This is a genomic window from Neisseriaceae bacterium, assembly GCA_016864895.1.
Lineage (GTDB): Bacteria > Pseudomonadota > Gammaproteobacteria > Burkholderiales > Neisseriaceae > QFNR01.
Map to the genome: position 1 here is coordinate 930,719 of CP046107.1, position 26,690 is coordinate 957,408.

Below are 26,690 nucleotides of genomic sequence, written 5' to 3' on the forward strand. Positions count from 1 at the left end.
TTCTTTTATCTCATTTTAGCTGATTTCTCTACGCACTACACAAAATTTCCTTACTACAAACGTAGCCAATCCGCTCAACCTTGTAAAAGATAAGCAACTTCCCTGATAGGAATCGGAATGTTATTTTACGATTAAAAGTTAAGCAGAAAGCAATTCCTGTTCATACTTCATCATCTCATTGAGATTTTTAAAGTAGGTTTGGGAAATTTCTTCAGGGCTGAAGGCTGTCATACCAATTAACTCTTACGAGCGATACTCAAAGCGGATACATAGAAATAATGGGTTTCGTAATGAAATTTTCCTTGTGCGATTGTGGTTAATAAATAAGGCTTACTAAACCAAAGACCTCTTGGTTGGCGTTTATTGCCCTGCCAATAGCCGACTAAATATCATGATGACGTGCATTGTAAACATTTTTTCAGCCAATCATTAAATTTCTCTAAGGCAGATTTACGACGTGCGTCTTCTTGCCAACCGATTTCATTCGTATAGTGGATTAAATAGCGGTTACTCATTCTATGATGAGTGCCCATCATCATTCGTCTAAGACACGCGAAAAAGGACTCAGCAAGATTACTAGTAATACCGTCTATGGAGCAATATTCTTGAGCATGATGACTCGTGCTAACTTGTAAGTAAAAGCAAAATTGTTGTAAGCAGTATTTTCATCAGCACAAATAATACTATGAGGTTAGAATTAGTCTATGCATTAGCTCAACAATATCTTTTGCATTTTCTTCTTTGATAATGGCGACAATGCTTCTATCCGCCCCTTTGATAAGGTACTGCTGATGCGCCGCCTTTTGGCGAAAGACTATTACACTGGCTTTATCCTTTGCATTGATAGCATTTTGCCCATCTATCAATACGATGATGCTTGAGATTTCTAGGGTGAATGTAATGATTAACATAGCAACCGTCTAAATGCACCTCCCCTGAAAGTGCGGTTAAATTTTTGCTACGATTTAACGCTTCTCTCACTTTATGTAAATTCGTCCACGCTGTTTTATATTGTACGTTTAGCTTGTGAGAAAAAATGACTGACACACCTTTACTTTCCGTTACGAAAAGGCAAAGGGTAATTAAGATTTTAAGCAGTGATAATTTATGCCCTTGAAAAATCGTACCAGTGGTAATGGAAAAGTGGTATTGGCAACATTTGCATTGCCATTGTTGATGGGTTTTAATTAAATAGGCTTGATAACGAACAGCACAATAACAAAGCTGTTTATTATCTGTACCCCAACAGACTTTTTTAGTAAAGCAAAAATTTCGGCATCAGAAAGGCTTACTACTTATTCAAGTGACAAGTGGCAAACCTTTTCCGATAACAAAAAATGCTGTGCCATAAAAACAAAAATCCCTTTATTACGACTTTAACATCACTAAGCCTTTTAGACTTAATATCAAAAGTGGTAATAAAAGGACTATTTTATGTGGCCAAAATGGTATTAAGTAATAAGAGCCTTGTTAAGTAACATCTTGAATAAAAAATAAAAATAGTTAAATAGATTTTTGCTAAATATTAGAAAATATTTTAACTGTTTAATATATAAATATTCTTTTTGGGTAGATGTGTTGGAAATTAAAAAATTTTGCTGTTTTGATTGCTTATATTTTAGACGATAAAAAGAATTGGATTGATTTAATGATGAGCAACTTATGTATGATTAATGTGCATAAATTGCTCTTTTTGAATTGTTAGTTTTCAGTTCTCATGATTTCGGTGTGTTGAATATATGATTTATTTTTTGCGTGTACTAGCAGGCATTATGTGAGGTAGTTTTTTTTGATTGCCTCCTGAATAATATTTATAATTCTATCTCCTTCAAACTGTGTTCTAAACATAACTTTCACATTTTGAGAAATTTTAGAAAATAGTTGTTCAGCGTGCTTAATTTTTCGCTCTTCACCTTTGCGTAGCAAATCTGAATTTTGCACGCCTTTGGATTCAATCACAAAATTCAGAATTTCCCCCGTTTTGGTTTTCACAATATAGGCAAAATCAGGTGAATAAGTTCCACCACCTGCTACAGGAATTTTGATCGAGTTTTTCGGTATTTTGGTAAATACGGTAACATTTTCGATCTCGCTATCAGTAATATTCTGATGCTCAATTTCCGAATCAAAGAAAATTTCATCAAACAAATAATTGTCAGATGGCTTGCTTCTATTATCGCTAAACACACCTAAATCAGCTCGTTTCACTTCTTTAGATTCACCTTTTTCATCTGTGAATTTTGTTGGGTGAATGCGATTATTTACCAGCTGATAACCCAATTCAAATTTGCTAAACGAGTGATTCAGCAAAAATTGATTAAATCCGCTGCGAATTTGGTTAATCGTTTGTTGATTCATAAACTCACTGATATTTAGATCATCTCGCAAAGCATAAAACGCTTGATGCAACGTGTTCATCTGAATTTTGGCACTTATGGCAAGCTCAGTGAGAAATTCTCGATAATTCATCGTATTAAAACGAATAAAATCATCATGTTCAATACTCTCTTTTCTGCGGTTGAGCATTACACTATTATTGATATAAGTTTCATTCACAACTGTGCGAATACCAGTTTGTTTAAATTTGGTAACATTTTCACGCAAATAAGCCGTGAACAATGCCAAAAACTCACTTTCTGAACCGATCTTATATTGCAAAATTGCTTTATGATGAATCAATTCCCACAAGGCTTTGAGTTCCTCATATTTCCCGACACGCATTCTAATTGTGTCTTTACCCTCGCCTGCTTTACTGATTTTGTCTTTTTTCAGTGTTTGTTCAAAGGCTTTTGGATAAGACATTTTCAAACGGGTGTAACCATTTTCGGTAAACTGCTCATCGTCATCAATAATGCCGTCTGACTTTAACTTCATCAGCAATGCAATGGATTTAATAGGGTATTTTTGTAAAATTTTCTGTTTCATTTCTTCGGTAAATTTCTTCGGAACATCTTCGCTCACTGAATTTTTATTTACTTCACCAATCAGTTCTGCCACAAAATCTTTTTCGCTACTATCTACAAAATAATTGAGCTTATATTGTGGTTCACGCACTCGTTCCATTAGTTCATTCACAGGTAAACGTAAACCACGCCCCACTTCTTGTAATTTAGATGTTTGACTGCCACTGGAACGCAATTTACAAATCTGAAACACATTCGGATTATCCCAACCTTCACGCAATGTCCATTTGGAAAAAATAAAACGACGTGGGTTGTCTAATGACAGTAAGGCTTGCTTATCGTGCAAAATCTCATTGATTTCCTGCTCAATTTTGTCATCACTTTCGCTATTGTCTTTGGAAAAATAACCGCCGTGAATCAAGGATAAATCTGCCAACGTCTTTTGCAAATAAGCGTGATAAAACTCGTCCGTTTCGGTTTTTAAAAGGCGTTGTACTTCTGCTTTTACCCAGTTTTCAAATTTTTCTTTTAAGCTGCCTGTAATCTCATTGCCGCTACGATAGCCGATAATATCATCAATAAAAAATAAGGTCAGCGGTTTGATTTTGGTAGTACGTTCTACTAATAATTCCCTTTCCAGCTTGAAATGTTCCACAATCGCACGTTGCATCATCGCATCTTGCACAGTTTGGACGTAAGAGTACGGATTGAGCAATGCACTACGTTTCAACTCTAAACCATTACTTAGCAACAACGTCGTTTTATTCATTGCTTCAATGTTCAACTCAAAAATCGCCGAATGAATTTGTGCTAAATCATCACCCTTGCCCAAGGCAAATTTTTTGCTTTTGCCATTTTCAGTCAGCTCAAACACTGCTTCTTTACCATCTAATGAAAGCAGTTTAATACTGGCTTCCATTCCGCCTTGCATTTCTTCCTGAAACACACGCACGCCTTTAACCAAACCTTCATTAAAGGCATCTACTGCAGTTAAACGGTAAATCAAGTTGTAATACTGCTCGTTAAACGTCGCCCCATATCGCAAAATATATTGCGGATTTAACCGCTTGATGTTCTGCCACGTTTTCGCACTTTCACGAGTGGGGAATTTATGCGGTTCATCAATAATCACCAAGGGGCGAACAGCAGCAATCCCCTCCACAGGGTTATCAAAAAAATCTTTAAATGCCACATCACCTGAATGGCTCATTGATGGCGAGTTAATCATTCCAGCGTTGATCAGCAAAACATGAATTTCTTGGTGATTTTCCGCTTTTACAAAGGCATCTATTGCCATTTGAATATGGGATTTCTTGCCTTTGCTGACTTTTGGGCTTTCCACCACATAAGTTTTCAAACGAATGCCCTGATAATCGTTGCCAAAATCCTGTTCAAAATGTTCCGCTAGCGATTGGCTCTGCAAAAATTGTCGCGTACCTGCTTTAATGGAAAGAGTAGGCACCACTACAATAAATTTAAACACGCCCAACATTCGGTGCAAATCAAACATCGTTTTGGTATAAGTGTAAGTTTTACCCGTACCAGTTTCCATCGAAATATCCAGTACATTAATGCCGTCTGAATCCAAACACAAAGTGCGGTCAATATTGTTTTCGTTTTGTATTTTTTTCAGATTGGTGGTGTATTGATTTTGACTAAACACAATTTGCGGATTTTCATCAGCTTGATGAAAGCGACAAGAGGCGTTATCAAACACGCTAAGTACAGCTTGAATACCTCTTTTTTGATGTTCTAGATTTTTCTCGTAATTAAAGCCACTCATTTAATTTCTCACAATCAAACTCAAACTGATATTTTTGCGGTTGCTGTAACTTGCCAATGCTTGATTTAACTCTTGTTGCATTGCACTTTCCATATGGGTGCCAAACACAATCACACGATTTGGATTAAATGCCACATCGTTATCCAACTTTTGAATAAAGGCAAACAAGTGCTGGCTGTTAAAATATTCATTGAGCAAATACAAGCGTTTATTGCACAAATATGCCGTATAGCCACCCAAATCCACTGCTTGCACGGGCTCGGTCAGTTTCGCACCGTCATACACTCGCCACGTGGTCAGCAAGGTTTGAATTTGGCTTTCTGTGAATATGGTTAAATTCGGTAATTCCGCTTGGTATGGATTAAACTCATCATCCCTAACCGCTTTGAAATTTTCCGTGGTTTGGTAAATTTTAAAACCTAAATCACCACTTACATTTGGATTTTCTTCACGAATTTTGACCGCACTTTTTTCAATTCGGGCTTTGGTAATGTCAAAAATGGTCGAATAACCTGCATTAAAGGCTTCCGATTCTTTATCGGTTTTTTCAGGCAGCTGTACCATAATAAAACGTCTATTACCGCCGTCTTCCGCATTCAGTTGCATGACGGCGTGGGCGGTTGTGCCAGAACCTGCGAAGAAGTCTAGGATTAGGGAGTTTTCCTCTGTAGCACTCTTCACAAGTTTTTTCATTAAATCAACAGGTTTTGGACTAGGAAATAATTTATCTCCAAATAATTTTACTTGTTCCTTTGTTGCGACTTGATTTAAATACAAATTATCAATAAATAGACTATCTAACATTTCATCACTATTTTTTATTTCATATTTGTATCTTTTTAAAATAAATCCTCTTTCCTTTTCTGGATGAGTTTCTTTGAATTTAATTTTTCCAGAAGCAACCCAAAGGTCAAAATTTTCTTTAGAAAAAAACCAAGCCCTCCCTTTAGGTGGAAAATCTTCTTTTCCAGTATAGGGGTTAATAATTGCATATTGATCACCATCTCTAGGAGCAGTAGGATCATTAGAAATCCAATCGCCATTTGGATCATTATCAGGGTTTTTATATAAAGAAAAATCTTTTTCATCCCCTTTTAAATAAATATTTTCTTTATTTTTTGCATAACACAAAACATATTCGTGTTGGATATTTATTCCTGTCTTTTCAACATTAGTAACACTTTTAGTTTTTCTAATCAATTCAGTAACAAAATTGCTTTCCCCAAACACTTCATCACACAATAATTTCAACTGTGCCCCTTCGTTATCATCAATAGAAATAAAAATCATACCATCATCTTTAAGTAATTCGCGTGCAATATACAAACGTGGATACATAAAGGTTAACCACGCACTGTGGGAATTGGATTTTTTCGCTGTAAATTCCAACACACGTTTAGCTTCATCTATATCCATTCCACCTAATTTTGCCAACTGTTCTGGCGTAAATTTGCGGTCATCTTGATACACAAAGCCGTCCGAACCCGTGTTATAAGGCGGATCGATATAGATCATCTTCACGCTATTGCAGTAAGCATTTTTTAAATGCTTCAACACTTCCAAATTATCACCGCAAATCAGCACGTTTTGGCTATCTGCATTTTCAGGCTGCTTGTTATGCTCAATATCTTCTGATAATAAGGTTTCAGGCGGCAAATTGCGTAACAATTTCGCATAAGATTTACCCAGCCAATTCATTGCATAAAATTCTTTACTAATCTCGGCTTGCAATGTAATTTCCGCTTGAAATTTTTCTAGCAAAAATTCACCATTGGCATTAAAACAGTTCGGAAAAAGTTGTTTAAGTTGGCTTAATTGGCTAGATGTAGCGGTAATGTTTTCCGCATTGAAAAATTTTTCGGTGATCATAAAATCAACTCAATTATATTGACAGTATTTAGATTATCCATAGGATTGTAGGTTTGTAGGCTCATTTTTTCCTTATTTAAATTTAATTGATATCAAGCAAATTTTTCATTCTTAGAATGATTTACTGCATCAGTATCTTTTTTAACATTAATTTCATCAATTATAATGCCTTGTAGCGAAGATGATTTATTTTACTTAACAAATTTAATTTTTTAGACGAATCAAAGTCTAAATCTTCTGAAAAGCAATTTAGGTCATATCCAAGATAAACTACTCTCACCTTGACAGGCATATTTTCTAGGGTAATACCCCCATTGTATTAATGGCGTATTGTACCATCAATAATCCCCATATCGGCCAGTAAATGATGAGTATTTTTTTCCGTTATCATAAACATCTGGTGGATAAGCATTAGCACTTAGTGCGGCTGAACTGTGCCAATCCCCTGTACCATTCGATTTAATGCAACGATACTACTAACGTAACAATCCTTGTTTACTTATGGAATAAACAACATGGTTAACCCTTATTTTGTAGATAAATATTTAAAAGATACATCAAATGCACCCATCACTTGAGAAATATCCAGCACATTAATGCCGTCTGAATCCAAACACAAAGTGCGGTCAATATTGTTTTCGTTTTGTATTTTTTCAGATTGGTGGTGTATTGATTTTGACTAAACACAATTTACGGATTTTCATCAGCTTGATGAAAGCGACAAGAGGCGTTATCAAACACGCTAAGTACAGCTTGAATACCTCTTTTTTGATGTTCTAGATTTTTCTCGTAATTAAAGCCACTCATTTAATTTCTCACAATCAAACTCAAACTGATATTTTTGCGGTTGCTGTAACTTGCCAATGCTTGATTTAACTCTTGTTGCATTGCACTTTCCATATGGGTGCCAAACACAATCACACGATTTGGATTAAATGCCACATCGTTATCCAACTTTTGAATAAAGGCAAACAAGTGCTGGCTGTTAAAATATTCATTGAGCAAATACAAGCGTTTATTGCACAAATATGCCGTATAGCCACCCAAATCCACTGCTTGCACGGGCTCGGTCAGTTTCGCACCGTCATACACTCGCCACGTGGTCAGCAAGGTTTGAATTTGGCTTTCTGTGAATATGGTTAAATTCGGTAATTCCGCTTGGTATGGATTAAACTCATCATCCCTAACCGCTTTGAAATTTTCCGTGGTTTGGTAAATTTTAAAACCTAAATCACCACTTACATTTGGATTTTCTTCACGAATTTTGACCGCACTTTTTTCAATTCGGGCTTTGGTAATGTCAAAAATGGTCGAATAACCTGCATTAAAGGCTTCCGATTCTTTATCGGTTTTTTCAGGCAGCTGTACCATAATAAAACGTCTATTACCGCCGTCTTCCGCATTCAGTTGCATGACGGCGTGGGCGGTTGTGCCAGAACCTGCGAAGAAGTCTAGAATTAGACTAGATTGATCTGAATAAAGCTCTAACGTTCTTTTAACTAAATTAACAGGTTTAGGGTAAGTGAAATAGGATCTTTCATCAAATATACGCTTTAATTCTTGACTAGCAGATTGAGAATGCCCTACATCTTGATATTTCCATATCGTCATAGGAGTAATAGTTTGTTTAGTCTCTGATAAAAAACGCTTTATACGTGGTACATTATTTCCTGATTCACCAAACCAAATACGATTATCTTTTAGAAATTCTTCAAATCTTTCTTTACTTAATCTCCAACTATATCCATTAGGGGGAAGGACATTTCTACCAGTGGGAGTGGTAATTTCATATATATTTTGCTCAATAGCAGGACCTACGGATAAGTCGCTACTTCCCCAAACTCCTCTGGGATCATTATCAGGGTTTGCATAACGATCATTTGCTTCTTGGCTTCTTGGTAAGCCATTACATACAGCTAAATTTATATTTTTTGTATAACAAAGTATAAAGTCGTGATTTTCAGAAAAATGTTTTTTTAGATTAACGGGAGAATACGCTCTTTCCCATACAATTTGGCTAATAAAATTCCCCTCCCCAAAAACCTCATCACACAACATCTTCAACTGTGCCCCTTCGTTATCATCAATAGAAATAAAAATCACACCATCATCTTTAAGCAATTCGCGTGCAATATACAAACGTGGATACATAAAGGTTAGCCACGCACTGTGGGAATTGCTGCCTTTGTCGGTGAAATTCAAAATACGTTCAGCCTCGTCTTGCGTGATATTGGCAAGACTTGCCAGTTGTTCGGGGGTAAATTTGCGGTTATCTTGATACACAAAGCCGTCCGAACCCGTGTTATAAGGCGGATCGATATAGATCATCTTCACGCTATTGCGGTAAGCATTTTTTAAATGCTTCAACACTTCCAAATTATCACCGCAAATTAGCACGTTTTGGCTATCTGCATTTTCAGGCCGCTTGTTATGCTCAATATCTTCTGATAATAAGGTTTCAGGCGGCAAATTGCGTAACAATTTCGCATAAGATTTACCCAGCCAATTCATTGCATAAAATTCTTTACTAATCTCGGCTTGCAATGTAATTTCCGCTTGAAATTTTTCTAGCAAAAATTCACCATTGGCATTAAAACAGTTCGGAAAAAGTTGTTTAAGTTGGCTTAATTGGGTGGATGTAGCAGTGATGTTTTCCGCATTGAAAAATTTTTCGGTGATCATAAAATCAACTCAATTATATTGACTGTATTTAGATTATCCATAAGATTGTAGGTTTGTAGGCTCATTTTTTCCTTATTTAAATTTAATTGATATCAGGCAAATTTATTTCATTCTTAGAATAACTTACTGCATCAGTATCTTTTTTGAACATTAATTTCATCAATTATAATACCTTGTGGCGAAGATGATTTTATTTTACCTAACAAATTTAATTTTTTAGACAAATCACAGTCTAAATCTTCTGAAAAGCAATTTAAACCATACCCAAGATAAACTGCTCCGCCACCTTTCAACGTTAGAGGTGTTTCGGCTAAATTTTGGAGAATACTAACCATTAGTTTTTCGTGATATCTATTTCGCTCTGTAAGTATTAAATTATTGGATTTTTGTGTTTCCATTGTAAAAGATATTCCTTTTCTTGAGAGTTTAGATGTGGTGCAATTTTATTTATCAGGTTATAAACTGTTTCCTTATCTTAAACACTTGGAAACCATTCATCTAGCATCAATCGTCCAAGAATTACCTATTTTCAACACCGAAGTATAAAGGTAATCAACGTAGGCTCTAGGGTGGTATGCTATCCGAACAGGCGTATTTTCAGGGTAATACCCGTCATTGTATTGATGGCGTATTGTACCATCAATAATCCCCGTATCGCCCAGTAAATGATGAGTATTTTTTTGTCCGTTACCATAAACATCTGGTGGATAAGCATTAGCACTTAGTGCGGCTGAACTATGCCAATCCCCTGTACCATTCGGGCTGCGAATATTTAATGCAACGATACTACTAACGTAACAATCCTTGTTTGTTTGTGGAATAAACAACATAGTTAACCCTTATTCTGTAGATAAATATTTAAAAGATACGTCAAATGCATCCTACACATCACCTGACATCATTCGATAGCGATTGATTAATATTTTTTCTTTTTCAGTTAGTTTATTTTCATCTACTGAACTATAAAATATTTCCCCCTTACCACACATTAACCAATTTAAGTCAACATTCAATACACTACCTATTTTAGTTAGAATATCAGCACTTGGTGTGCGTTCATCCAACAAATAATTTTGAAGTGTACGATAAGGCATATTAAGCAACTCAGCAAAGGTTTTGATATTTAAACTCTTATTTTCCATTACATATCTTAATCGGTTATTTATACTCATTTCAGTATCCGTTATTGACTTTTATGTTAATTCAATAATTCTATACACCCATATATTACACATTATTTCAAATTTATGGCACAACATTTCCTCCTTTCCAGCAAAGCCCAAACGCTTTCGACCATCAAGATAGCCCGACTATCTGATGACAAAGCGTTTTCTATGCTTTACACATTTCGTTGGGGAAGTGGAAGTGAACAAGTTTACCCTAAGTGTGGTGTAAAACATCAAGCCTATTTTATCTCCACTCGCAAACAATGGCGATGTAAACGTTGTAATCATACCTTTATGCATTATATCAGGTACGAATTTTCAAATCACAAACTGCCAATTCAGACATACTTATTCATTCACCTTTGCGTTATTTTTGAATGCGGTAAAAGGAATTTGCTCTTGACAACTCTCTCATAATTTGAATGTACAGTACAAAACCGCTTTTACCCTTGCTCACAAAATCCGTGAGAGCCTGATTGTGCAACGTGAGCTATTCGCACTATCAATCGAAGTACATATTGACGGTACTCACGTGTATTCCGCTGTACGCCCAGATAGACTATTAAAAGAAAATGCCAATCCAAATAAACCTGTGGTATTAGTAATGCGTAAGTGTTATTCTGAGCAAGAAACTTCTCGTAACTCTCAATTAGTCGGAGCAAAGAAAACTATCACGTTTCCGATTCTTTCAGAAAATACCGATACCGCGAAGAAACTGTTCAATACCTATATTGAGCCGTCGTATTCATGCAGATGAAAACTCAACCTATGATGAACTGATGTGATTAATGGTGGTACTTTAGGCTCTTTAGGTGCAAAGGGCAGCACCAGTTCATTGATTTCCTGTATTAATGCATTAATCCGTTTTGCTAATAACTCTTGTTTTTCTTTCAGTAGCAATAAACGCTCGCCTAGTTCTCGTTTCGATAGCTTTTGTGTCATAACAAAAAAGTCCTTACCTAATCTAATTAGAAAAGTTATCATTGACCTCATCCATTTGAATTCATCAATTTGAACCACCATCATAGAAATCCTCTTTAAGAAAGTATGTAGCGATTTTATTGTAGACTTGATTATTATCGATAAATATTTTTAAATCATAACTGTCATTAAACAATCGTGATAAGCTAAAAAATACTGCCATAACCAAATATTCAACAAGCATATCGTCACAAAATTAAAATATCAACTGTTGTTAAGTCATACGAAACCATATGAAAAACTATCAGTCCAAAACGATTAGAATCTATTGGTACAAAATTATGGATATAACAACATATATCTATTTGTTTTATCCAAATTGAGTCATTGACTTAATCAGACTATATTTCTATAATAATCGACAATTGCAGGGGTACTCCTTAAAATAAACAGTTAATGAGTTGAGATAGATTTTTCTAAACCCTTGGAACCTGTTTCGTTAACACGAGCGTAGGGAGCAATGATTTTTCTAGCATTATCAAACTATCTTCATTGCTTTCTTAATCGATTGAATTAATATAGAAAGCATCTTGCAACATGATTTTCCAACAAATACGTCAAAAAAGTCCTATCGTACACTGTATTACCAACATTGTATCAGCTAATTTTCAGGCCAATGGCCTACTGGCTGTTGGTGCCTCTCCCATCATGTCTGAATCCATTGATGAAAGTGAAGAAATTGCCTCAAAAGTACAAGCACTTTGCCTTAATATCGGCACTTTGAACCCTAATACAATACATTTAATGTCTACTGCTGGAAAAGCCGCCAATCATTCTAATATTCCCGTTGTTCTAGATCCTGTTGGTGCAGGCTTTACTCAATATCGTACTAAAAGTACTTTACAGTTACTACAATCCTTTGAGGTACAGGCTATTCGTTGTAACCTAGGGGAGTTTGCTGCTTTAGCCAACATCAAGTGGCAATCGAAAGGTGTTGATGCAGGCACTGGAAATTTAAATGAAATCAAAGAGAAAATTCAATTTTTTGCTAAAGAATATAATTGTATTGTCGCCGTAACTGGAGAAGAAGATATCTTGGCTTGTGCCGACAAGATGATAACCATTTCGGGAGGACATCATCTTATCACTCAAGTAACAGCTTCTGGCTGTTTATTAAGCTCAATTTGTGCAGCCTCTCTTTGTTTAAACAGCAATAATTTTCAATCACTACAACAAACTTTACAATCCTATAAGCAAGCAGCTTGGCATGCCTTTACACAATCCCGGTTATTGGGTCAATTCCAAACTGAATTTATTAATCGCTTATATCAGCTATCTTTAGGAGTTTAAATGAAAAGTGTATTAACGATAGCCGGCTCTGATAGTGGTGGTGGAGCAGGTATTCAGGCTGACTTAAAAACCTTTCAGGAATTAAATGTTTTCGGTACCAGTGTCATTACCGCTATTACCGCACAAAATACTCAACATGTATATTCTATACAAGCAATTGATATTAATATTATTGCTGATCAATTAAAAGCTGTATTAAATGATTTTGATATCTGTGCCATCAAAACAGGAATGCTATATTCTAAAGATATTATTCGAACAATTTCATCTATCCTCAAAACCACCAATAAACCACTTATTGTCGATCCTGTTATGGTCTCTAAATCAAAGGCGACTTTACTCGATATACATGCAATTGAAGAATTCAAACAAAATATTTTACCGATGGCCTACCTCATCACACCCAATATTCCTGAAGCAGAAGTATTGAGTAACATGAAGATTAATTCAAAACAAGATATCCAAAATATTGCAAACAGATTAATAGAAAAAGGAGTAAAGAATGTTCTGATTAAAGGAGGTCATCTACATCATGACGAATTTGCTGAAGATTATTTACTTAATGATAATAAAATATTTTACCTAAGAACTCCTCGTGTTAATACCTCCGATACACATGGTACTGGATGTACTTTATCTGCTGCTATTACAGCTTTATTGGCCGATGGTTATGCATTACTAGATGCTGTGATAGAAGCAAAAAAATTTATTCAAATGGCTATAGAGAATCCTATTCATCTTGGACATGGGCATGGACCAATCAATCACTTTGCTTATCATAAAATTACACCAAAAGTTCAGATAGAAGTACAAACCTATGGACATTAATCAATTAGCTCTATATTTCATTATGGGTAGCCAAGATACTCAAAATCCATTAAAAATTTTAGAATCAGCCTTGCAAAAAGGTATTACTTTATTTCAATTTCGAGAAAAAGGAAGAAAGGCTAAAACAGGAAATGATTGTTTCATGTTTGCTAAAACATGTCAAAACCTTTGCCATCAATATCATGTTCCTTTCTTAGTCAATGATAACATTGATTTAGCTCTATCTTTAAACGCTGATGGTGTCCATGTAGGAGCAGACGATATGCCCCTAAAAGAGCTCAAAAAAATTCTACCTGAACATATGATCTTGGGCTACTCTGTGCATAACGAACAGGATCTAGCACTTGCACTACAAGAAAAGGTGGATTACATCGGTGTTGGTCCAATATTTCCTACTAATAGCAAATCTGATGCTAAAGAACCTATTGGTATTAAGGAATTAACATCAATAAAAAAAACAGCACCAAACATACCGATTGTAGCAATTGGTGGTATTAATGCGAACAATTATCAGCCTGTCCTTCAAACAGGCATTGAAGGTATCGCTTTTATTTCAGCGATTTGTCAGAATCCAGAATTTATTACTGAATACCTAGCTTACTATCACAAGCTAAAAGGAATTAATAGCCACTACCGAAAATAAGAAAAATCACATTAAAAATTGTCGATAATAAATAAAATAGCTTATTGTGTTTTATCGTAAGTATCTTTTAATAAAACAAAACAGAACGTAAAAATCCTGCGAGTACATAATATCGCCATATTTAATTAATCTTTACTACAATCCCTTCATTTTCTGTAATAATATCCTTACACCAGTCAACAGAAAAATTTAACCACATAACTACATTCTAATATAATGCATTAGGTTAAAAGAAATTTTATTGATTGATATTTGTTTTTGTTTAAGTGGAATACGTTTCCAATTTTTATCAGAAATTCTAGGAAAAAAACTGCTGGCATTCTCTACTTCTAAATCAACTTCAGTGACTATTAAGTCTGTGGCTAATTCTATACTCTGTAGATAAATCTCTGCACCACCAATAATACAAATTTCGCATTCTGCTGCACATACCTCAAGGGCTTTTTCAAGACTAAAAAATACCTCAGCTCCTTTAGCTTCATAGGCCTTATTATGTGTCACTACCAAATTCTGACGCCCTGGTAAGGGTTTTTTAGGCAAAGATTCCCAAGTTTTTCGTCCCATAATAATAGGCTTACCCATGGTATATTCTTTGAAAAAAGCAAAGTCTTCTGGAATATACCATGGTATTTGATTGTCAACACCAATAGCATTGTTCCTATCTTTAGCTACCACTAAAGTAATTTTTTGCTTTACCATATCAAACCGCCACTTCTGCCTTTATAGAAGGGTATGGATTATAATCCTCCAACTCAAAGTCCTCAAAACTAAATTGAAAAATATCTTTAATTTCTGGATTGATTTTCATCATAGGTAACTCTTTAGGTGTTCTGGTTAATTGTAATTCTGCTTGCTCAAAATGATTACTGTATAAATGTACATCACCTAAAGTATGCACAAAATCACCCACTTCTAAATCCGTTACTTGAGCTACCATCATGGTCAGCAAAGCATAACTAGCAATATTAAAAGGCACGCCTAAAAATACATCGGCACTACGTTGATATAACTGACAAAACAATTTATTATCTGCCACATAAAATTGAAACAAAGTGTGACAAGGTGGTAATGCCATTTCTTCAACTAAAGCAGGATTCCACGCTGAAACAATCATACGCCTAGAATCTGGATTGGTTTTAATGGTATCTATCACCTGCTTAATTTGATCAATTGAGCTACCATCATAAGTTGGCCATGAACGCCACTGATAACCATACACAGGTCCTAACTCTCCATCTTCATCTGCCCACTCATCCCAAATACTGACTTTATTATCTCGTAAATATTTGATATTAGTATCACCTTTTAAAAACCATAACAATTCATGGATAATCGAGCGTAAGTGTAACTTCTTAGTTGTTAATACAGGAAACCCTTTTTGTAAATCAAAACGCATTTGATAGCCAAAAATGGAACGAGTCCCTGTCCCCGTTCGATCAGACTTATCTATTCCTTGTGTTAAAATTCTATCCAATAAATCTAAATAAGCTTGCATTTTACATCCTTACTCGACCTAAACGATAAACTGCTAAGCTACCCAAAATATTTGAAAAATGTTGAATGCTTTTACCCTTGGTCAAAACTATACGCTCTTCTACACTGATATCGATGTCTTGGCATAATTTTTCAAAATCAGTCAAGGTGCACCAATGAATATTGGGTGTGTCATACCAACTATAAGGCATACTTTCTGAAACTGGCATATGTCCTCCAAAACCAATTTGAATTCGATTGCGCCAATAACCAAAATTAGGAAAAGTGACAATCAACTGATTACCTACTCTAGCCATTTCTTGCAAAATACCTTCTGTATTACGCATAGCTTGAATAGTTTGAGATAAAACCACCACATCAAACTGACCATTATTAAAAATGTCTAATCCATTCTCTATATTACCTTGTAAAACATTAATCCCTTTTTCCATTGATTTCAATATCCGATTGGTATCAATTTCAATACCATAGCCTTGGCAATTTTTTTGTGTTTTCAGGGCATACAATAATTCTCCCTCGCCACATCCTAAATCTAACACTCTAGAACGCTCAGGTATCCAATCAAAAATATACTTTAAATCAATCCTCAACATGATTGATCTCCCAATTGATACGTGAAAAATAAATTTTCATACCTCTCATATAAGCAGGATCATCTAATAAAAAGGCATCATGCCCATAAATTGATTCAACTTCCAAATATTGAACTGTTTTTTCCTCATGAATCAATGCTTGTAAAATCTCCTTAGATCGTTTCGGTGCAAATCGCCAATCACTACTAAAACTCACTAAAAAAGTTTTGGCTTGTATTCTTTTAACAGCTTGCCTAAGTTCTCCACCATATGCCTGTGCAGGATCAAAATAATCAAGAGCTTTGGTCATTAACAAATAACTATTACCATCAAAAGAATCAGAAAACTTATCTCCTTGATACCTTAAATAAGATTCTACTTCAAAATCAGTATCATAGTTATATCGTAACTTACCATGTTTTAATTCTCTGCCAAATTTCATACCCAGCCCCTGCTCTGCTAAATAAGTGATATGACCCATCATTCTGGCTATCTTCAAACCATTTCGTGGTCTAGCAGCATATTCTTGATAAAATCCATGATAAAAATGAGGATCTGATAGTATGGCTTGTCTAGCGACATCATTAAAAGCAATATTTTGCGCTGATAACTGAGGTGCTGAGGCAATGATCACTGCATGCTTTAGCCGTTGTGGAAAATCAATTGCCCATTGTAGTGCTTGCATACCTCCTAAGCTACCACCAACCACAGCTGCCCATTGAGATATCCCCAAATAATCTGCTAATAGTGCTTGTGATTGAACCCAATCTTCCACCGTAATCACAGGAAAATCAGAACCATATAATTTACCTGTCTTAGGATTAATAGAGCTAGGACCAGTACTACCATGGCAACCACCTAAATTATTTAGGCCAACAACAAAAAAATAATTAGTATCAATAGGCTTACCGGGTCCAACCATATTATCCCACCAACCAGAATATTTATCTTTCTCTGTATATTTACCTGCTACATGATGATTACCTGATAAAGCATGGCAAATTAATACAGCATTAGAATGTGCTTGATTTAATATGCCATAAGTCTCTATCATTAATTCAAATTCTGGTAATATAACTCCTTTTTTAAGCTGAAGTAATTGATTAAACTTAATTTTTTTTGGGCTACCTATTGCAATATTTTGTTCCATTATTCTAATCAAATACCTTAAATTAAATCACTTCTGGGGTAACAAATCGCCAACAACTTATTTGCAAATCACAAGGCAAATTTAATTTTCCAAATCTAGTTCTATGCAAAGATTCCACACGATTTCCTACGGCCGCTATCATTCTTTTTATTTGATGATATTTACCGGTAGTAATAACCATTTTAATTAACCTACCTGCTTCTATTTGGACACTTTTAGCTTTAACAATTTCATTATCATCTTTTAACAATACCCCCTGTAATAGTTTTTGTTCTTGTTTTAAATCAAATTCATACTTTAGGTTAATCAAATATTCTTTTTCTACATCATGCTTAGGAGAAGTTAGACGGTGATTTAATTTTCCATCATTAGTAATCAACAATAACCCTGTCGTATCAACATCAAGCCTTCCAATAGCCTGTAAAGGTAGATTTCTTATTTGGCCAGGTAATAAAGAAAATATACTAGGATAGTATTTGGGCTTATGTGACACTTCAAAGTTTTTAGGTTTATTCAATACTAAGCAAAAATAAGGTAAAGGAACTATATGCTGAGGCTCTCCATAAATCAACAATGAATCCACCAATTCTGACCTAATCTCTTGATGAGCCGAAATAACCAATCTATGATTAATTTCTACAGCAGCCTCCTCAATCAAAATATGACACTCTTTCCTAGAACCAACCCCCTGAGCTTGTAAATATTTCACGACATTCATGCTAACTTCTTAATCAATTCAACCAATAAAAATATCATTCTTGGCATTAAGATACCTCAATACATATATATTCACTAGGTTGATAAGTCTTAACACCATTCCACAAATAACAGTGGTAGCCCATGTCGAAAAAAGATATTCCGCCCGCAGCTGTAAAAGATATTTTCACCAAATATATCTTTGCCAAAAGTCTCTTAAAATAACTAGGAAAATAATAATCTCAAGTTTATGACACTGCTAACACTCAAAATTTGACATTATCAACATCCACCAACCCAAACAATTAGAATCTTACGACAAAACTGGTAAAATTTTCCCTACTTACATTAAGAATACAACCATATCAAGAATAAACACAGGTACCAAAATACCTATTGACCATAACATATAACCAAAAAAGCTAGGCATTTTTACTCTTCTCTGCTCTGAAATAGATTTCACCATAAAATTTGGTGCATTACCGATATATGTAGCTGCCCCCATGAACACAGCCCCCATCGAAATAGCTAATAGTGTATTTGGTATTTCATGCATCAAATAATTTGCATTTCCGGATGCGATATTAAAAAATACTAAATAAGTCGGAGCATTATCCAAGAATGATGATAAAGCACTTGTTACCCAAAAATATAACTTATTAATCGGTTGTCCATTATTATCTGTTACCAAAGAAACTAAGGGCGCAAAATCCCCATCAACACCAACTTTTAAAATTGTTAACACTGGAATTATAGTAATAAATATAGCTAAAAACAGCTTACTAACCTCTTTCATGGGTTCCCAATTAAATTCATTTCCACTTCTAACCTGACTTGACGTAATTAAAAGTGAAATAATAGTAATGACAATTAAAATTACATCCCTGACCACGTCTTGATAACCAATATGAATACCATAAATAACTATAAAATCCTCAGGTTTCCAAATTCCAGATAAAATCACTGCTCCCACAATAAGTGCTAACAACAATAAATTCCATTTTCCATATAATCTGATTTTTTCTTTATCTTCTGGGAACTGTTTTATAATTGGATCTTCTTTTTTGTATAATATAGTATCTAAAATAAAGAATAACAACAATAAAATAACTGTATTTAGCAACACAGGTAATCCCATATGCTTTAATGTCCAGAAAAAGTCAACCCCTTGCAGAAAACCTAAAAATAAGGGGGGATCCCCAATAGGTGTTAATCCACCACCTATATTTGCTACCAAAAAAATCAAAAAGATAATTGGATGCACCCGATATTTTCTGTTTTCATTAGCACGAATTAATGGTCTAACTAGTAACATAGCAGCACCTGTTGTTCCCATAACAGAAGATAAAAAAGTTCCCATTGCTAAAATTATTAAATTATTTCTCGGTGTTCCATGCAATGTTCCCCAAACCAAAATACCCCCCGACACAGTATATAGAGCCAAGAGTAATAATATAAAAGGCAAATATTCTTCTAATAATGCATGAATTATCGAATAACTAGCAACGTCCATACCATAAAAATAAAAAAATGGAATGATGAATATTAAAGTCCAAAATAATAAAATCTTTCCATAATGCTTTTCCCAAAAATGCTGATGAATTAATGGACCAATTGCTACCGATAATAATACGCATAAAAATGGCAACCCCCATATTGCTTGTAATTGTCGTCCATCCAGCTCTCCGGCAAAAACAATACTAGATGATAGAATGAAAAACAAAATCGCCCAAATACGATGATACATACATACCTTTCAAATAACTGTCCTACCAATTATACCTATAAAATAAATACAAAAAAGATGAAATCCCAAAAGAAATTAATTTAAAGTATCGAATCGTCAATAACTAATTGTTTTAATATCTATATAAGATATTAAATCTACTAATGTCATGGGAATATGTAATTTTAATATTGTAAATATTGTCATACCATAAAATAGAGAATAAACACGCCCAATGATAACAAAGATTAATAAGAAAACCTCCCATATAACTCAAAAATAACATTGAATATCAAAGTAAATTTTCTATTATTCAACAATATAATCACCTGGAAATCACCATATAATCCTAAATGCAATTAAACTAAAAATAATAAATAAAGAATTGAATGCCTTGTTGAAAAGAAAAGTATATTAATCAATAGTCGTGGCTACCATTTATCAACCCTAGTATATTTAGATCCTCAGAGCAATAGAGTGGTTACATCAGAAAACTAGTTTATTAAAAAGAAGGCATAAGTATCTACACATTGGATCACTTACTGCCAACTACTGATAGTATTTTTGATCTTGATATGCCGCACTCTTATGACCAACCATCAGTCTTTACTAAGGCCATAAATATTTAGGGTGATACATCAAACCTATAGAAATGTGTTGCACCTCACCAAAATAAGCCTCTAAAATATTGAAAATATTTTTATCGAGACAAATCATTAGACTAACATTACTTAATTAATGACTCTTGGCTTATTCATTTTATTCATGACTATTGTATCTATTCCCATTCCAAACCACTGGCGCCTTCATTTATATAGTCGGGAACTGTCATTGGTTCTTCAACATCCATTAACGAAGATAAGTTAAATTGGCTAGGATCCAAATGTGGATACTGAATAAAAGTAACTGAATAGCCATAACTATTTGGGCTAATTTTAGCCATAACCCCTAATGGTATAGTCGCTTTATTTATCACATGTCCAAAAGGAAAATTAGTCAAAATAGGAACATTAGTTAAACGACGCATAGTTGCAATAACAGAAGTAAAGTTATAACTACTATCATATTGATCAACTATATTGTCCATCTTAAAATTACCAAACACTATTGCTTTTTGTTTAGATAAAATACCTGATAAATAAAGGGTCTGCAACATTCGCTCTATACGATAAGGTTGCTCACCCACATCTTCTATGAATAAAATCCCTCCTTCTATTTTAGGCATATAATCAGTACCAGTTAAAGCCGAAAGAACACTTAAATTACCCCCCCAAAACATACCTTCAATAGAATTTTTAATAAAAGAGCCATTAGCGACCACAGTGACTGATGGATTAGAAACACACTCAATAAAACTTTTTATCGTATAGTTAGATACCCTAGGATTACCAAAATCACTGTATACCATAGGACCACTAAAACTAACCATATTTCCCCTAGCGATTAAGGCTAATTGAATAGCTGTTGTATCACTAAAGCCAAATAACATTGTGCCATGCTCCCTCATCATCGCACCAAGGCGAACCCAGTCAACCATGGGTAATATTCTCACTGCACCATAACCACCCCGAACACCTAATAATAGCTTTGGAACATGTGTTCTTCCTTCGATAATATCTTGAAAATCGGCAGCTCTTTGAGCATCTGTACCTGCAAATCTCCTATAGCGTCTGTATGCTGATTCTTGATTATTAACAACAAATCCCGCTCTTTCAAATTTGGAGATGGCTAAACTAATACGATTATAATCTGTGATATACCCAGAACTAGCAAAAAAATGAGCAACATTATTATCTAAACCATATTTGGTTAAAACTTTACTCCTTTGTTCTGGTACAGATTTAGTTGTGGTACAAGCTTGTAAAAAGGCCACAGTTGCAATACCTGAAGATGTTAAAAAATCTCTCCTGTTAAACTTATTCATTATTTTTCCTATTTATCACCCACTCTCTGAGCGTCTACTGCAGCAATAGCACATAAATTAACAATTCGTCTAGTTGAAGAAATAGGTGTTACAATATGACAAGGTTTAGCCATACCCATTAAAATAGGTCCTATGGTTACCCCATCAGAAGCAGAAACCCGTAATAAGTTATAACTGATATTGGCAGCAAACACATTAGGCATGACTAATAAATTAGCAGCACCAGATCTTAGAGTAGTATCTGGCATAATACTCATTCTCATCTCTTCTACTAAAGAAACATCCCCTTGCATTTCACCATCTACTTCTAAATCTGGACATCTTTCATGAATAATTTCTAGTGCCTTAGCCATCTTCTGTCCTACTTCAGTTTGCATAGAACCAAAATTAGTATTTGCTAATAATGCAGCCTTGGGTCTTATACCAAATCTTAACATTTCCTTACTGGCTAATTCTGTAATTCTCGCTATTTGCCTATAATCAGGATCATCATTTACATAGGTATCAGCAATAAAAATATTACCCTGTGACAAAATTAATGCATTCATAGCACAAGCTATTTTTTCTGGGTTATCATAACCAATAATTTGTTCTAATATCTTAAAATTTTCTTTGAATGGTCCGACAGCCCCACAAACCAAAGCATCAGCATCATTTTTGTAAACCATTAATGCACCTATTAAAGTTGGTGTATTCAATAGTCTTTGTCTAGACATAGAACGCGTGATACCCTGTCTTTTACCTATTTGGTAATAGGTTTCACAGTAGTCTTCATATCTCGAATCCTCATCACTATTAAAGATTTCAAAATCTTTGCCTATTTTTAATTTAATACCTAAGTTTGCTAATTTTTTCTCTATGACACTTTTTCTACCCACTAGAATAGGTTCACACAACCCAGAAGAAATAATAGTATTTACCGCATGCAATACTCTTTCTTCTTCGCCATCACAGATAACTACACGTTTTTTATCTTGCTTAGCCTTTTCAAAAATCGGACGCATAAACAAGTTAGTTTTATATACATATTGCGTCAATGAATTAACATATGCATCAAAGTCTTGTATTGGACGAATGGCAACACCAGAGTCCATAGCTGCTTTTGCCACTGCTGGCGCAATTTCCACAATCAATCTGGGATCAAAAGGTGATGGAATAAGATACTCTGGCCCAAATGTTAGATCTTTATTACCGACCGCATTACGTACTAAATCACTTTTTTCTGCTTTAGCTAGCCTAGAAATAGCATGAACACAGGCAACTTTCATTTGTTCATTGATAGTAGTAGCTCCGACATCCAATGCCCCTCTAAATAGGAATGGAAAACATAAAACATTATTGACCTGATTAGGAAAATCTGAACGACCTGTGCCAATAATAACATCCGGTCTTACTTGCTTAGCTAAAGGTGGCCAGATTTCTGGCTGTGGATTTGCCAACGCCATAATAATAGGATTTTCATTCATACCCTTTAACATTTCTGGGGTTAATACATCTGGTCCAGATAATCCCAAAAAAATATCTTTACCTGGCATTACATCTTCTAATGTCCTATTACCAGTATCTGCTACTTGGTATCTTTCTTTCGAAGGATCTAATTTTCCACGACCTTCATAAATAACACCTTTTGAGTCACATACAACAATGTTATTTTTATCTAATCCCAAAGCAACCAATAAATCTAAACAAGCTATTGCTGCTGCACCTGCACCTGAACAAACTAATTTAACTTCTGCAATATCTTTTTTAACTATTTCTAAAGAATTGATAATAGCTGCAGCTGTAATAATTGCAGTTCCATGTTGATCATCATGAAATACTGGAATATTCATTCTTTTACGTAATTCTTGCTCAATATAAAAGCATTCTGGTGCTTTTATATCTTCCAAATTTATACCACCAAAAGTTGGCTCCAAAGAAGCTATAATATCAACAATTTTGTCTGGATCTGTTTCATCAATCTCAATATCAAATACGTCAATCCCTGCAAATTTCTTGAATAAGACCGCTTTACCTTCCATTACTGGCTTGCCAGCTAGGGGGCCAATATTTCCTAAACCTAGTACTGCTGTACCATTTGAAACAACCGCAACTAAATTTCCCCTCGCTGTATACTTCGAAGCTAATGTGGGATCACTATAAATTTCCATACAGGGAGCAGCAACTCCAGGAGAATATGCTAAAGACAAGTCGTACTGAGTAGCCAAAGGCTTAGTGGGCGTTACCTGAATCTTTCCAGGTCTTAAATATTCATGAAACTCTAACGCAGCTTTTTTTAAATTATCATCCATGATGAATACTCCAAAGATTTCGTGTATTTGGTTTAGGCACTACACCTCGATAGTGTTATCAACCTAGCATTCTAACATTATTTAAGTTATCTTAGTACTGTGGAAACAACCAAAACATAAGCTGAATTCAGCTCATTACAAACTTTTAATATTTTAGAAAATAATCACTACAATACTAATAAACACCACCTATATCAAAAGAGCTAAACTTGAATTAAACCCCCTTTAGTAGAAGTTCCAGTAGTCACACTAACATATTGATTAAATTATGTTACATACTAAAAAACATCAAAAGAATTTTGTAAGATATATAACCTTACTTCCTAACTCCCTACAACTAATTCAGATAAACAATGGCTGTCCTAAAATATTCAATAATGAACCCAACCATCCTCTAAATTATCACCAATTTTGACCATTAACCCGGTAATAAACTCGTAAAATGGCTCAAAGATGACCTTGATACTCATCACAAAAAATATTTCCTTTATTAGATTTAAAGGCACAACCACACATTGATGAGTTCCCATCTAATTTCCCTATCGTAGTATCGCTTATTTTAAGTGATTTCAAGGATTTCAAAGCTATCTCAAATAATATCACCAAAAATAACTACATCTTGAGAAGTTAAGTCTCCAATATGTTCAATTTTCTGAATATATTTTGATCAAGTTATTTATACCTATACCAATAAAAACATAAAATAATTAAAAAAAAATTACATTAATTGATCCTAAAATTGTTACAGGTCAACAACTAACCGAGGCCAAATACTTCCAACCAATTTTTTAACCCTAAATAATAATCGGAGACTTAACTACATTGTCAATAATTATTTTCCGAATATGTGTTGAGGAATCTCATCTGCTCCTGCAATACCTAAAAAATATTATTAACTCAAAAATCATGGGCTTGATCTACTCAATTGCCAGCATTAACACACCCAATAGAATACTATATATAAATAAAAGATTTTTTGAGTTATCACCCTTTAAGTTACTGGATAAATCGATTTAATTTTTTTTTGCTTGTTTTTAATTTTTTTTTGCTTGTTTTGTTTCTTCTTATATTCATCAGTATCTGTTGGTATTGTGACAGATAATTGGTTAATATTCTGTAAGTAAATTTTCTTTCCTATGCCTGGAACTTTCATTATTTCTTCAACACTAGTGAATTGACCATGTTCACGACGATAATTAATAATTGCTTTAGCTTTCACTGCTCCAATTCCCACTAACATTTCAAGCTCTTTCTTAGTTGCAGAATTAAGATTAATTGTTGCCAAAACACAATTAAAAGAGAATAAATAGAATACACAATATGCAAATATCTTGTGCCACATATTCAACTCCTCCAAATTAAAATGATCTATTGAACTATTTTTAGCATATGATTATCAAATCTATATAATAATAAAATTATAATCAAATAGTTACTAGAAAATTAAATTAATAACTATTAACTATAGCCAAATTGAAATTTTATCTTTACAATTGCCCATATTAAAAAAATTATCAACGAACAGTATATATGGCAACTAAACAAAATCATATAAAAAGAGAAAAAAAAATTTTTACCAAAAAACATTTTATTATATTCTCTATAATTGTTTTTCTGTTAATTCTATACCTTATATCTAAAAATATAAGATCAGAAAAAACCGATGAGATGATTTATGAAAAAGTGGAAATACAGGATATTGCTGCTGAAGTCATCACTTCTGGTCAGTTACGTCCTTATAAACAAACAACGCTCGGTGCTCAAACAACAGGAGAAATAAAAACACTTCATATAAAGGTTGGGGACAGAGTTGAAAAGGGACAATTAATAGCTGAATTAGATCCCACTGTACAAGAAAACAACTTAAATAAAGCCAAAGGTAATCTGATTTCTACCCAATCAGATTTGAATTCCCTACAAAGAAAATTAGCGGTTGCTAAATCTGATTTGAATAGTTATACAATGTTATACAAAAATGGCGCAACTTCTCGAACAGAATATAATAAATACCTTACTTTTTATAAGGAAATATCCAATGAGGTAACTCAGGCTAAAATAAAAGTTGATCAGGCTAAACTAGATGTAGATAATATGACTAAAAATTTGTCTTACACCAAAATTATTGCACCTATATCTGGTGTGATCATATCTCTACCTGTGGAGGAGGGTCAGACTTTAACTGCTGGTTATAGCACACCCACTATAGCAACCATTGCTCAGATGGATAAAATGGTCATAACAGCTCAGGTATCCGAAGCAGATATTTATAACATAAAGCCTGGCCAAAGAGCCACGTTTACTGTAGTCGGTAATAATAAAAACTATCCAGCTGAGGTTGATATTGTGCATCCTGCACCTACTTATGTTTCTGATAACACCAATGGTACTGCTTCGACGTACTATTATACAACCCTAAATGTTAACGAAATTGATAAAAGTTTTAGGGTTAATATGACTGCTACTGTACATATTATTACGGATGAAAGAAAAAATGTAATTGCTATCTCAAACACTGCCATCACCGAAAAAGATGGTAAAAAATATGTTACCTTAATAGATTCAAAAGGTAATAAAAACATGCAAGAAGTACAAACTAATTTTACAGATAACATCAAAACAGAAGTCGTTTCGGGACTAAAAGAAGGTGATACCATCTTAAAAGAGTCTGTGGCTCTTGAATAAAAATACAAAG

General features: G+C 34.3%; 21 protein-coding genes, 3 pseudogenes and 1 riboswitch. Of the genes and pseudogenes, 5 read left to right on the forward strand and 19 right to left on the reverse strand.

Annotation, left to right across the window (positions count from 1 at the left end):
• Window positions 1-138: 138 nt before the first annotated feature.
• The 9 genes and pseudogenes from GKC53_03940 to GKC53_03980 form a co-directional block, all read right to left on the reverse strand.
• Window positions 139-255: pseudogene (locus tag GKC53_03940) on the reverse strand (DDE transposase).
• A gap of 134 nt (window positions 256-389) precedes the next feature.
• A complete protein-coding gene (locus GKC53_03945) occupies window positions 390-593 on the reverse strand; it encodes a hypothetical protein (protein ID QRN41828.1) in 204 nt (67 codons plus the stop codon).
• A 90-nt stretch (window positions 594-683) separates the two neighbouring features.
• On the reverse strand, window positions 684-911 hold the full coding sequence (locus tag GKC53_03950; protein QRN41291.1) for a hypothetical protein: 228 nt from the start codon (window positions 909-911) through the stop codon (window positions 684-686).
• Between the two features lie 859 nt (window positions 912-1,770).
• The gene (locus GKC53_03955; protein QRN41292.1) at window positions 1,771-4,686 is read right to left on the reverse strand and encodes a type III restriction-modification system endonuclease; all 2,916 of its coding nucleotides are present in this window, start codon (window positions 4,684-4,686) and stop codon (window positions 1,771-1,773) included.
• Entirely contained in the window at window positions 4,687-6,555 is a 1,869-nt protein-coding gene (locus GKC53_03960) for a site-specific DNA-methyltransferase (protein QRN41293.1), read from the reverse strand.
• A gap of 807 nt (window positions 6,556-7,362) precedes the next feature.
• Complete coding sequence (locus tag GKC53_03965; GenBank protein ID QRN41829.1) at window positions 7,363-9,066, reverse strand: site-specific DNA-methyltransferase; 1,704 nt, start codon at window positions 9,064-9,066, stop codon at window positions 7,363-7,365.
• 302 nt (window positions 9,067-9,368) lie between these two features.
• Window positions 9,369-9,635, reverse strand: a complete 267-nt coding sequence (locus GKC53_03970; GenBank protein ID QRN41294.1) for a hypothetical protein — start codon at window positions 9,633-9,635, stop codon at window positions 9,369-9,371.
• Window positions 9,608-10,067, reverse strand: a pseudogene (locus GKC53_03975) (hypothetical protein). The gene GKC53_03970 and the pseudogene GKC53_03975 overlap by 28 nt, the downstream one beginning before the upstream one ends.
• 51 nt (window positions 10,068-10,118) lie before the next feature.
• The gene (locus GKC53_03980) at window positions 10,119-10,409 is read right to left on the reverse strand and encodes a helix-turn-helix domain-containing protein (GenBank protein ID QRN41295.1); all 291 of its coding nucleotides are present in this window, start codon (window positions 10,407-10,409) and stop codon (window positions 10,119-10,121) included.
• 75 nt (window positions 10,410-10,484) lie between these two features.
• Here GKC53_03980 and GKC53_03985 point away from each other — a divergent pair.
• From GKC53_03985 to GKC53_04000, 4 genes and pseudogenes are all read left to right on the forward strand, one after another.
• Window positions 10,485-11,182: pseudogene (locus GKC53_03985) on the forward strand (DDE transposase).
• A 561-nt stretch (window positions 11,183-11,743) separates the two neighbouring features.
• Window positions 11,744-11,858: riboswitch (TPP riboswitch) on the forward strand.
• A gap of 63 nt (window positions 11,859-11,921) precedes the next feature.
• Window positions 11,922-12,674: a hydroxyethylthiazole kinase gene (thiM, locus tag GKC53_03990; protein QRN41296.1), complete on the forward strand. Its 753-nt coding sequence runs from the start codon at window positions 11,922-11,924 to the stop codon at window positions 12,672-12,674.
• Complete coding sequence (gene thiD / locus GKC53_03995) at window positions 12,675-13,502, forward strand: bifunctional hydroxymethylpyrimidine kinase/phosphomethylpyrimidine kinase (protein ID QRN41297.1); 828 nt, start codon at window positions 12,675-12,677, stop codon at window positions 13,500-13,502.
• Entirely contained in the window at window positions 13,492-14,145 is a 654-nt protein-coding gene (locus GKC53_04000; protein ID QRN41298.1) for a thiamine phosphate synthase, read from the forward strand. Before thiD ends, GKC53_04000 begins: the two co-directional genes overlap by 11 nt.
• A gap of 201 nt (window positions 14,146-14,346) precedes the next feature.
• Here the strand turns inward: GKC53_04000 and GKC53_04005 are convergent, their stop codons facing one another.
• The 10 genes from GKC53_04005 to GKC53_04050 all read right to left on the reverse strand — a co-directional run bounded on the left by GKC53_04005 (window position 14,347) and on the right by GKC53_04050 (window position 25,340).
• A complete protein-coding gene (locus GKC53_04005; GenBank protein QRN41299.1) occupies window positions 14,347-14,844 on the reverse strand; it encodes a dihydrofolate reductase in 498 nt (165 codons plus the stop codon).
• A gap of 1 nt (window position 14,845) precedes the next feature.
• Window positions 14,846-15,640: a thymidylate synthase gene (locus GKC53_04010; protein QRN41300.1), complete on the reverse strand. Its 795-nt coding sequence runs from the start codon at window positions 15,638-15,640 to the stop codon at window positions 14,846-14,848.
• Between the two features lies 1 nt (window position 15,641).
• Window positions 15,642-16,235 carry a methionine biosynthesis protein MetW gene (gene metW / locus GKC53_04015; protein QRN41301.1) on the reverse strand — a complete coding sequence of 198 codons (594 nt, stop codon included), beginning with the start codon at window positions 16,233-16,235 and terminating at the stop codon, window positions 15,642-15,644.
• Window positions 16,219-17,361: a homoserine O-acetyltransferase gene (locus GKC53_04020; GenBank protein QRN41302.1), complete on the reverse strand. Its 1,143-nt coding sequence runs from the start codon at window positions 17,359-17,361 to the stop codon at window positions 16,219-16,221. The genes metW and GKC53_04020 overlap by 17 nt, the downstream gene beginning before the upstream one ends.
• Window positions 17,362-17,383: 22 nt before the next feature.
• Window positions 17,384-18,079 (reverse strand): pseudouridine synthase, encoded by a 696-nt coding sequence (locus GKC53_04025; protein ID QRN41303.1) that lies wholly within the window; start codon window positions 18,077-18,079, stop codon window positions 17,384-17,386.
• A gap of 321 nt (window positions 18,080-18,400) precedes the next feature.
• Window positions 18,401-19,804: a sodium:proton antiporter gene (locus GKC53_04030; protein QRN41304.1), complete on the reverse strand. Its 1,404-nt coding sequence runs from the start codon at window positions 19,802-19,804 to the stop codon at window positions 18,401-18,403.
• A 757-nt stretch (window positions 19,805-20,561) separates the two neighbouring features.
• Window positions 20,562-21,707: an LD-carboxypeptidase gene (locus tag GKC53_04035; GenBank protein QRN41305.1), complete on the reverse strand. Its 1,146-nt coding sequence runs from the start codon at window positions 21,705-21,707 to the stop codon at window positions 20,562-20,564.
• Window positions 21,708-21,715: 8 nt separating this feature from the next.
• Entirely contained in the window at window positions 21,716-23,998 is a 2,283-nt protein-coding gene (locus tag GKC53_04040; GenBank protein ID QRN41306.1) for an NADP-dependent malic enzyme, read from the reverse strand.
• 371 nt (window positions 23,999-24,369) lie between these two features.
• Window positions 24,370-24,528 carry a hypothetical protein gene (locus GKC53_04045; GenBank protein QRN41307.1) on the reverse strand — a complete coding sequence of 53 codons (159 nt, stop codon included), beginning with the start codon at window positions 24,526-24,528 and terminating at the stop codon, window positions 24,370-24,372.
• A 461-nt stretch (window positions 24,529-24,989) separates the two neighbouring features.
• Window positions 24,990-25,340: a helix-hairpin-helix domain-containing protein gene (locus GKC53_04050; GenBank protein QRN41308.1), complete on the reverse strand. Its 351-nt coding sequence runs from the start codon at window positions 25,338-25,340 to the stop codon at window positions 24,990-24,992.
• Between the two features lie 188 nt (window positions 25,341-25,528).
• Here GKC53_04050 and GKC53_04055 point away from each other — a divergent pair, with 188 nt between their 5' ends.
• Window positions 25,529-26,680, forward strand: coding sequence for an efflux RND transporter periplasmic adaptor subunit (locus GKC53_04055; GenBank protein QRN41309.1), 1,152 nt, complete (start codon window positions 25,529-25,531; stop codon window positions 26,678-26,680).
• Window positions 26,681-26,690 lie beyond the last annotated feature (10 nt).

Coding starts and splice junctions, on each gene's coding strand:
- GKC53_03950 (QRN41291.1), bottom strand. CDS start 911: ATGTTAATCATTACATTCACCCTAGAAATCTCAAGCATCATCGTATTG.
- GKC53_03955 (QRN41292.1), bottom strand. CDS start 4,686: ATGAGTGGCTTTAATTACGAGAAAAATCTAGAACATCAAAAAAGAGGT.
- GKC53_03960 (QRN41293.1), bottom strand. CDS start 6,555: ATGATCACCGAAAAATTTTTCAATGCGGAAAACATTACCGCTACATCT.
- GKC53_03965 (QRN41829.1), bottom strand. CDS start 9,066: ATGAATTGGCTGGGTAAATCTTATGCGAAATTGTTACGCAATTTGCCG.
- GKC53_03970 (QRN41294.1), bottom strand. CDS start 9,635: ATGGAAACACAAAAATCCAATAATTTAATACTTACAGAGCGAAATAGA.
- GKC53_03980 (QRN41295.1), bottom strand. CDS start 10,409: ATGAGTATAAATAACCGATTAAGATATGTAATGGAAAATAAGAGTTTA.
- thiM (QRN41296.1), top strand. CDS start 11,922: ATGATTTTCCAACAAATACGTCAAAAAAGTCCTATCGTACACTGTATT.
- thiD (QRN41297.1), top strand. CDS start 12,675: ATGAAAAGTGTATTAACGATAGCCGGCTCTGATAGTGGTGGTGGAGCA.
- GKC53_04000 (QRN41298.1), top strand. CDS start 13,492: ATGGACATTAATCAATTAGCTCTATATTTCATTATGGGTAGCCAAGAT.
- GKC53_04005 (QRN41299.1), bottom strand. CDS start 14,844: ATGGTAAAGCAAAAAATTACTTTAGTGGTAGCTAAAGATAGGAACAAT.
- GKC53_04010 (QRN41300.1), bottom strand. CDS start 15,640: ATGCAAGCTTATTTAGATTTATTGGATAGAATTTTAACACAAGGAATA.
- GKC53_04020 (QRN41302.1), bottom strand. CDS start 17,361: ATGGAACAAAATATTGCAATAGGTAGCCCAAAAAAAATTAAGTTTAAT.
- GKC53_04025 (QRN41303.1), bottom strand. CDS start 18,079: ATGAATGTCGTGAAATATTTACAAGCTCAGGGGGTTGGTTCTAGGAAA.
- GKC53_04030 (QRN41304.1), bottom strand. CDS start 19,804: ATGTATCATCGTATTTGGGCGATTTTGTTTTTCATTCTATCATCTAGT.
- GKC53_04035 (QRN41305.1), bottom strand. CDS start 21,707: ATGAATAAGTTTAACAGGAGAGATTTTTTAACATCTTCAGGTATTGCA.
- GKC53_04040 (QRN41306.1), bottom strand. CDS start 23,998: ATGGATGATAATTTAAAAAAAGCTGCGTTAGAGTTTCATGAATATTTA.
- GKC53_04045 (QRN41307.1), bottom strand. CDS start 24,528: ATGGGAACTCATCAATGTGTGGTTGTGCCTTTAAATCTAATAAAGGAA.
- GKC53_04050 (QRN41308.1), bottom strand. CDS start 25,340: ATGTGGCACAAGATATTTGCATATTGTGTATTCTATTTATTCTCTTTT.
- GKC53_04055 (QRN41309.1), top strand. CDS start 25,529: ATGGCAACTAAACAAAATCATATAAAAAGAGAAAAAAAAATTTTTACC.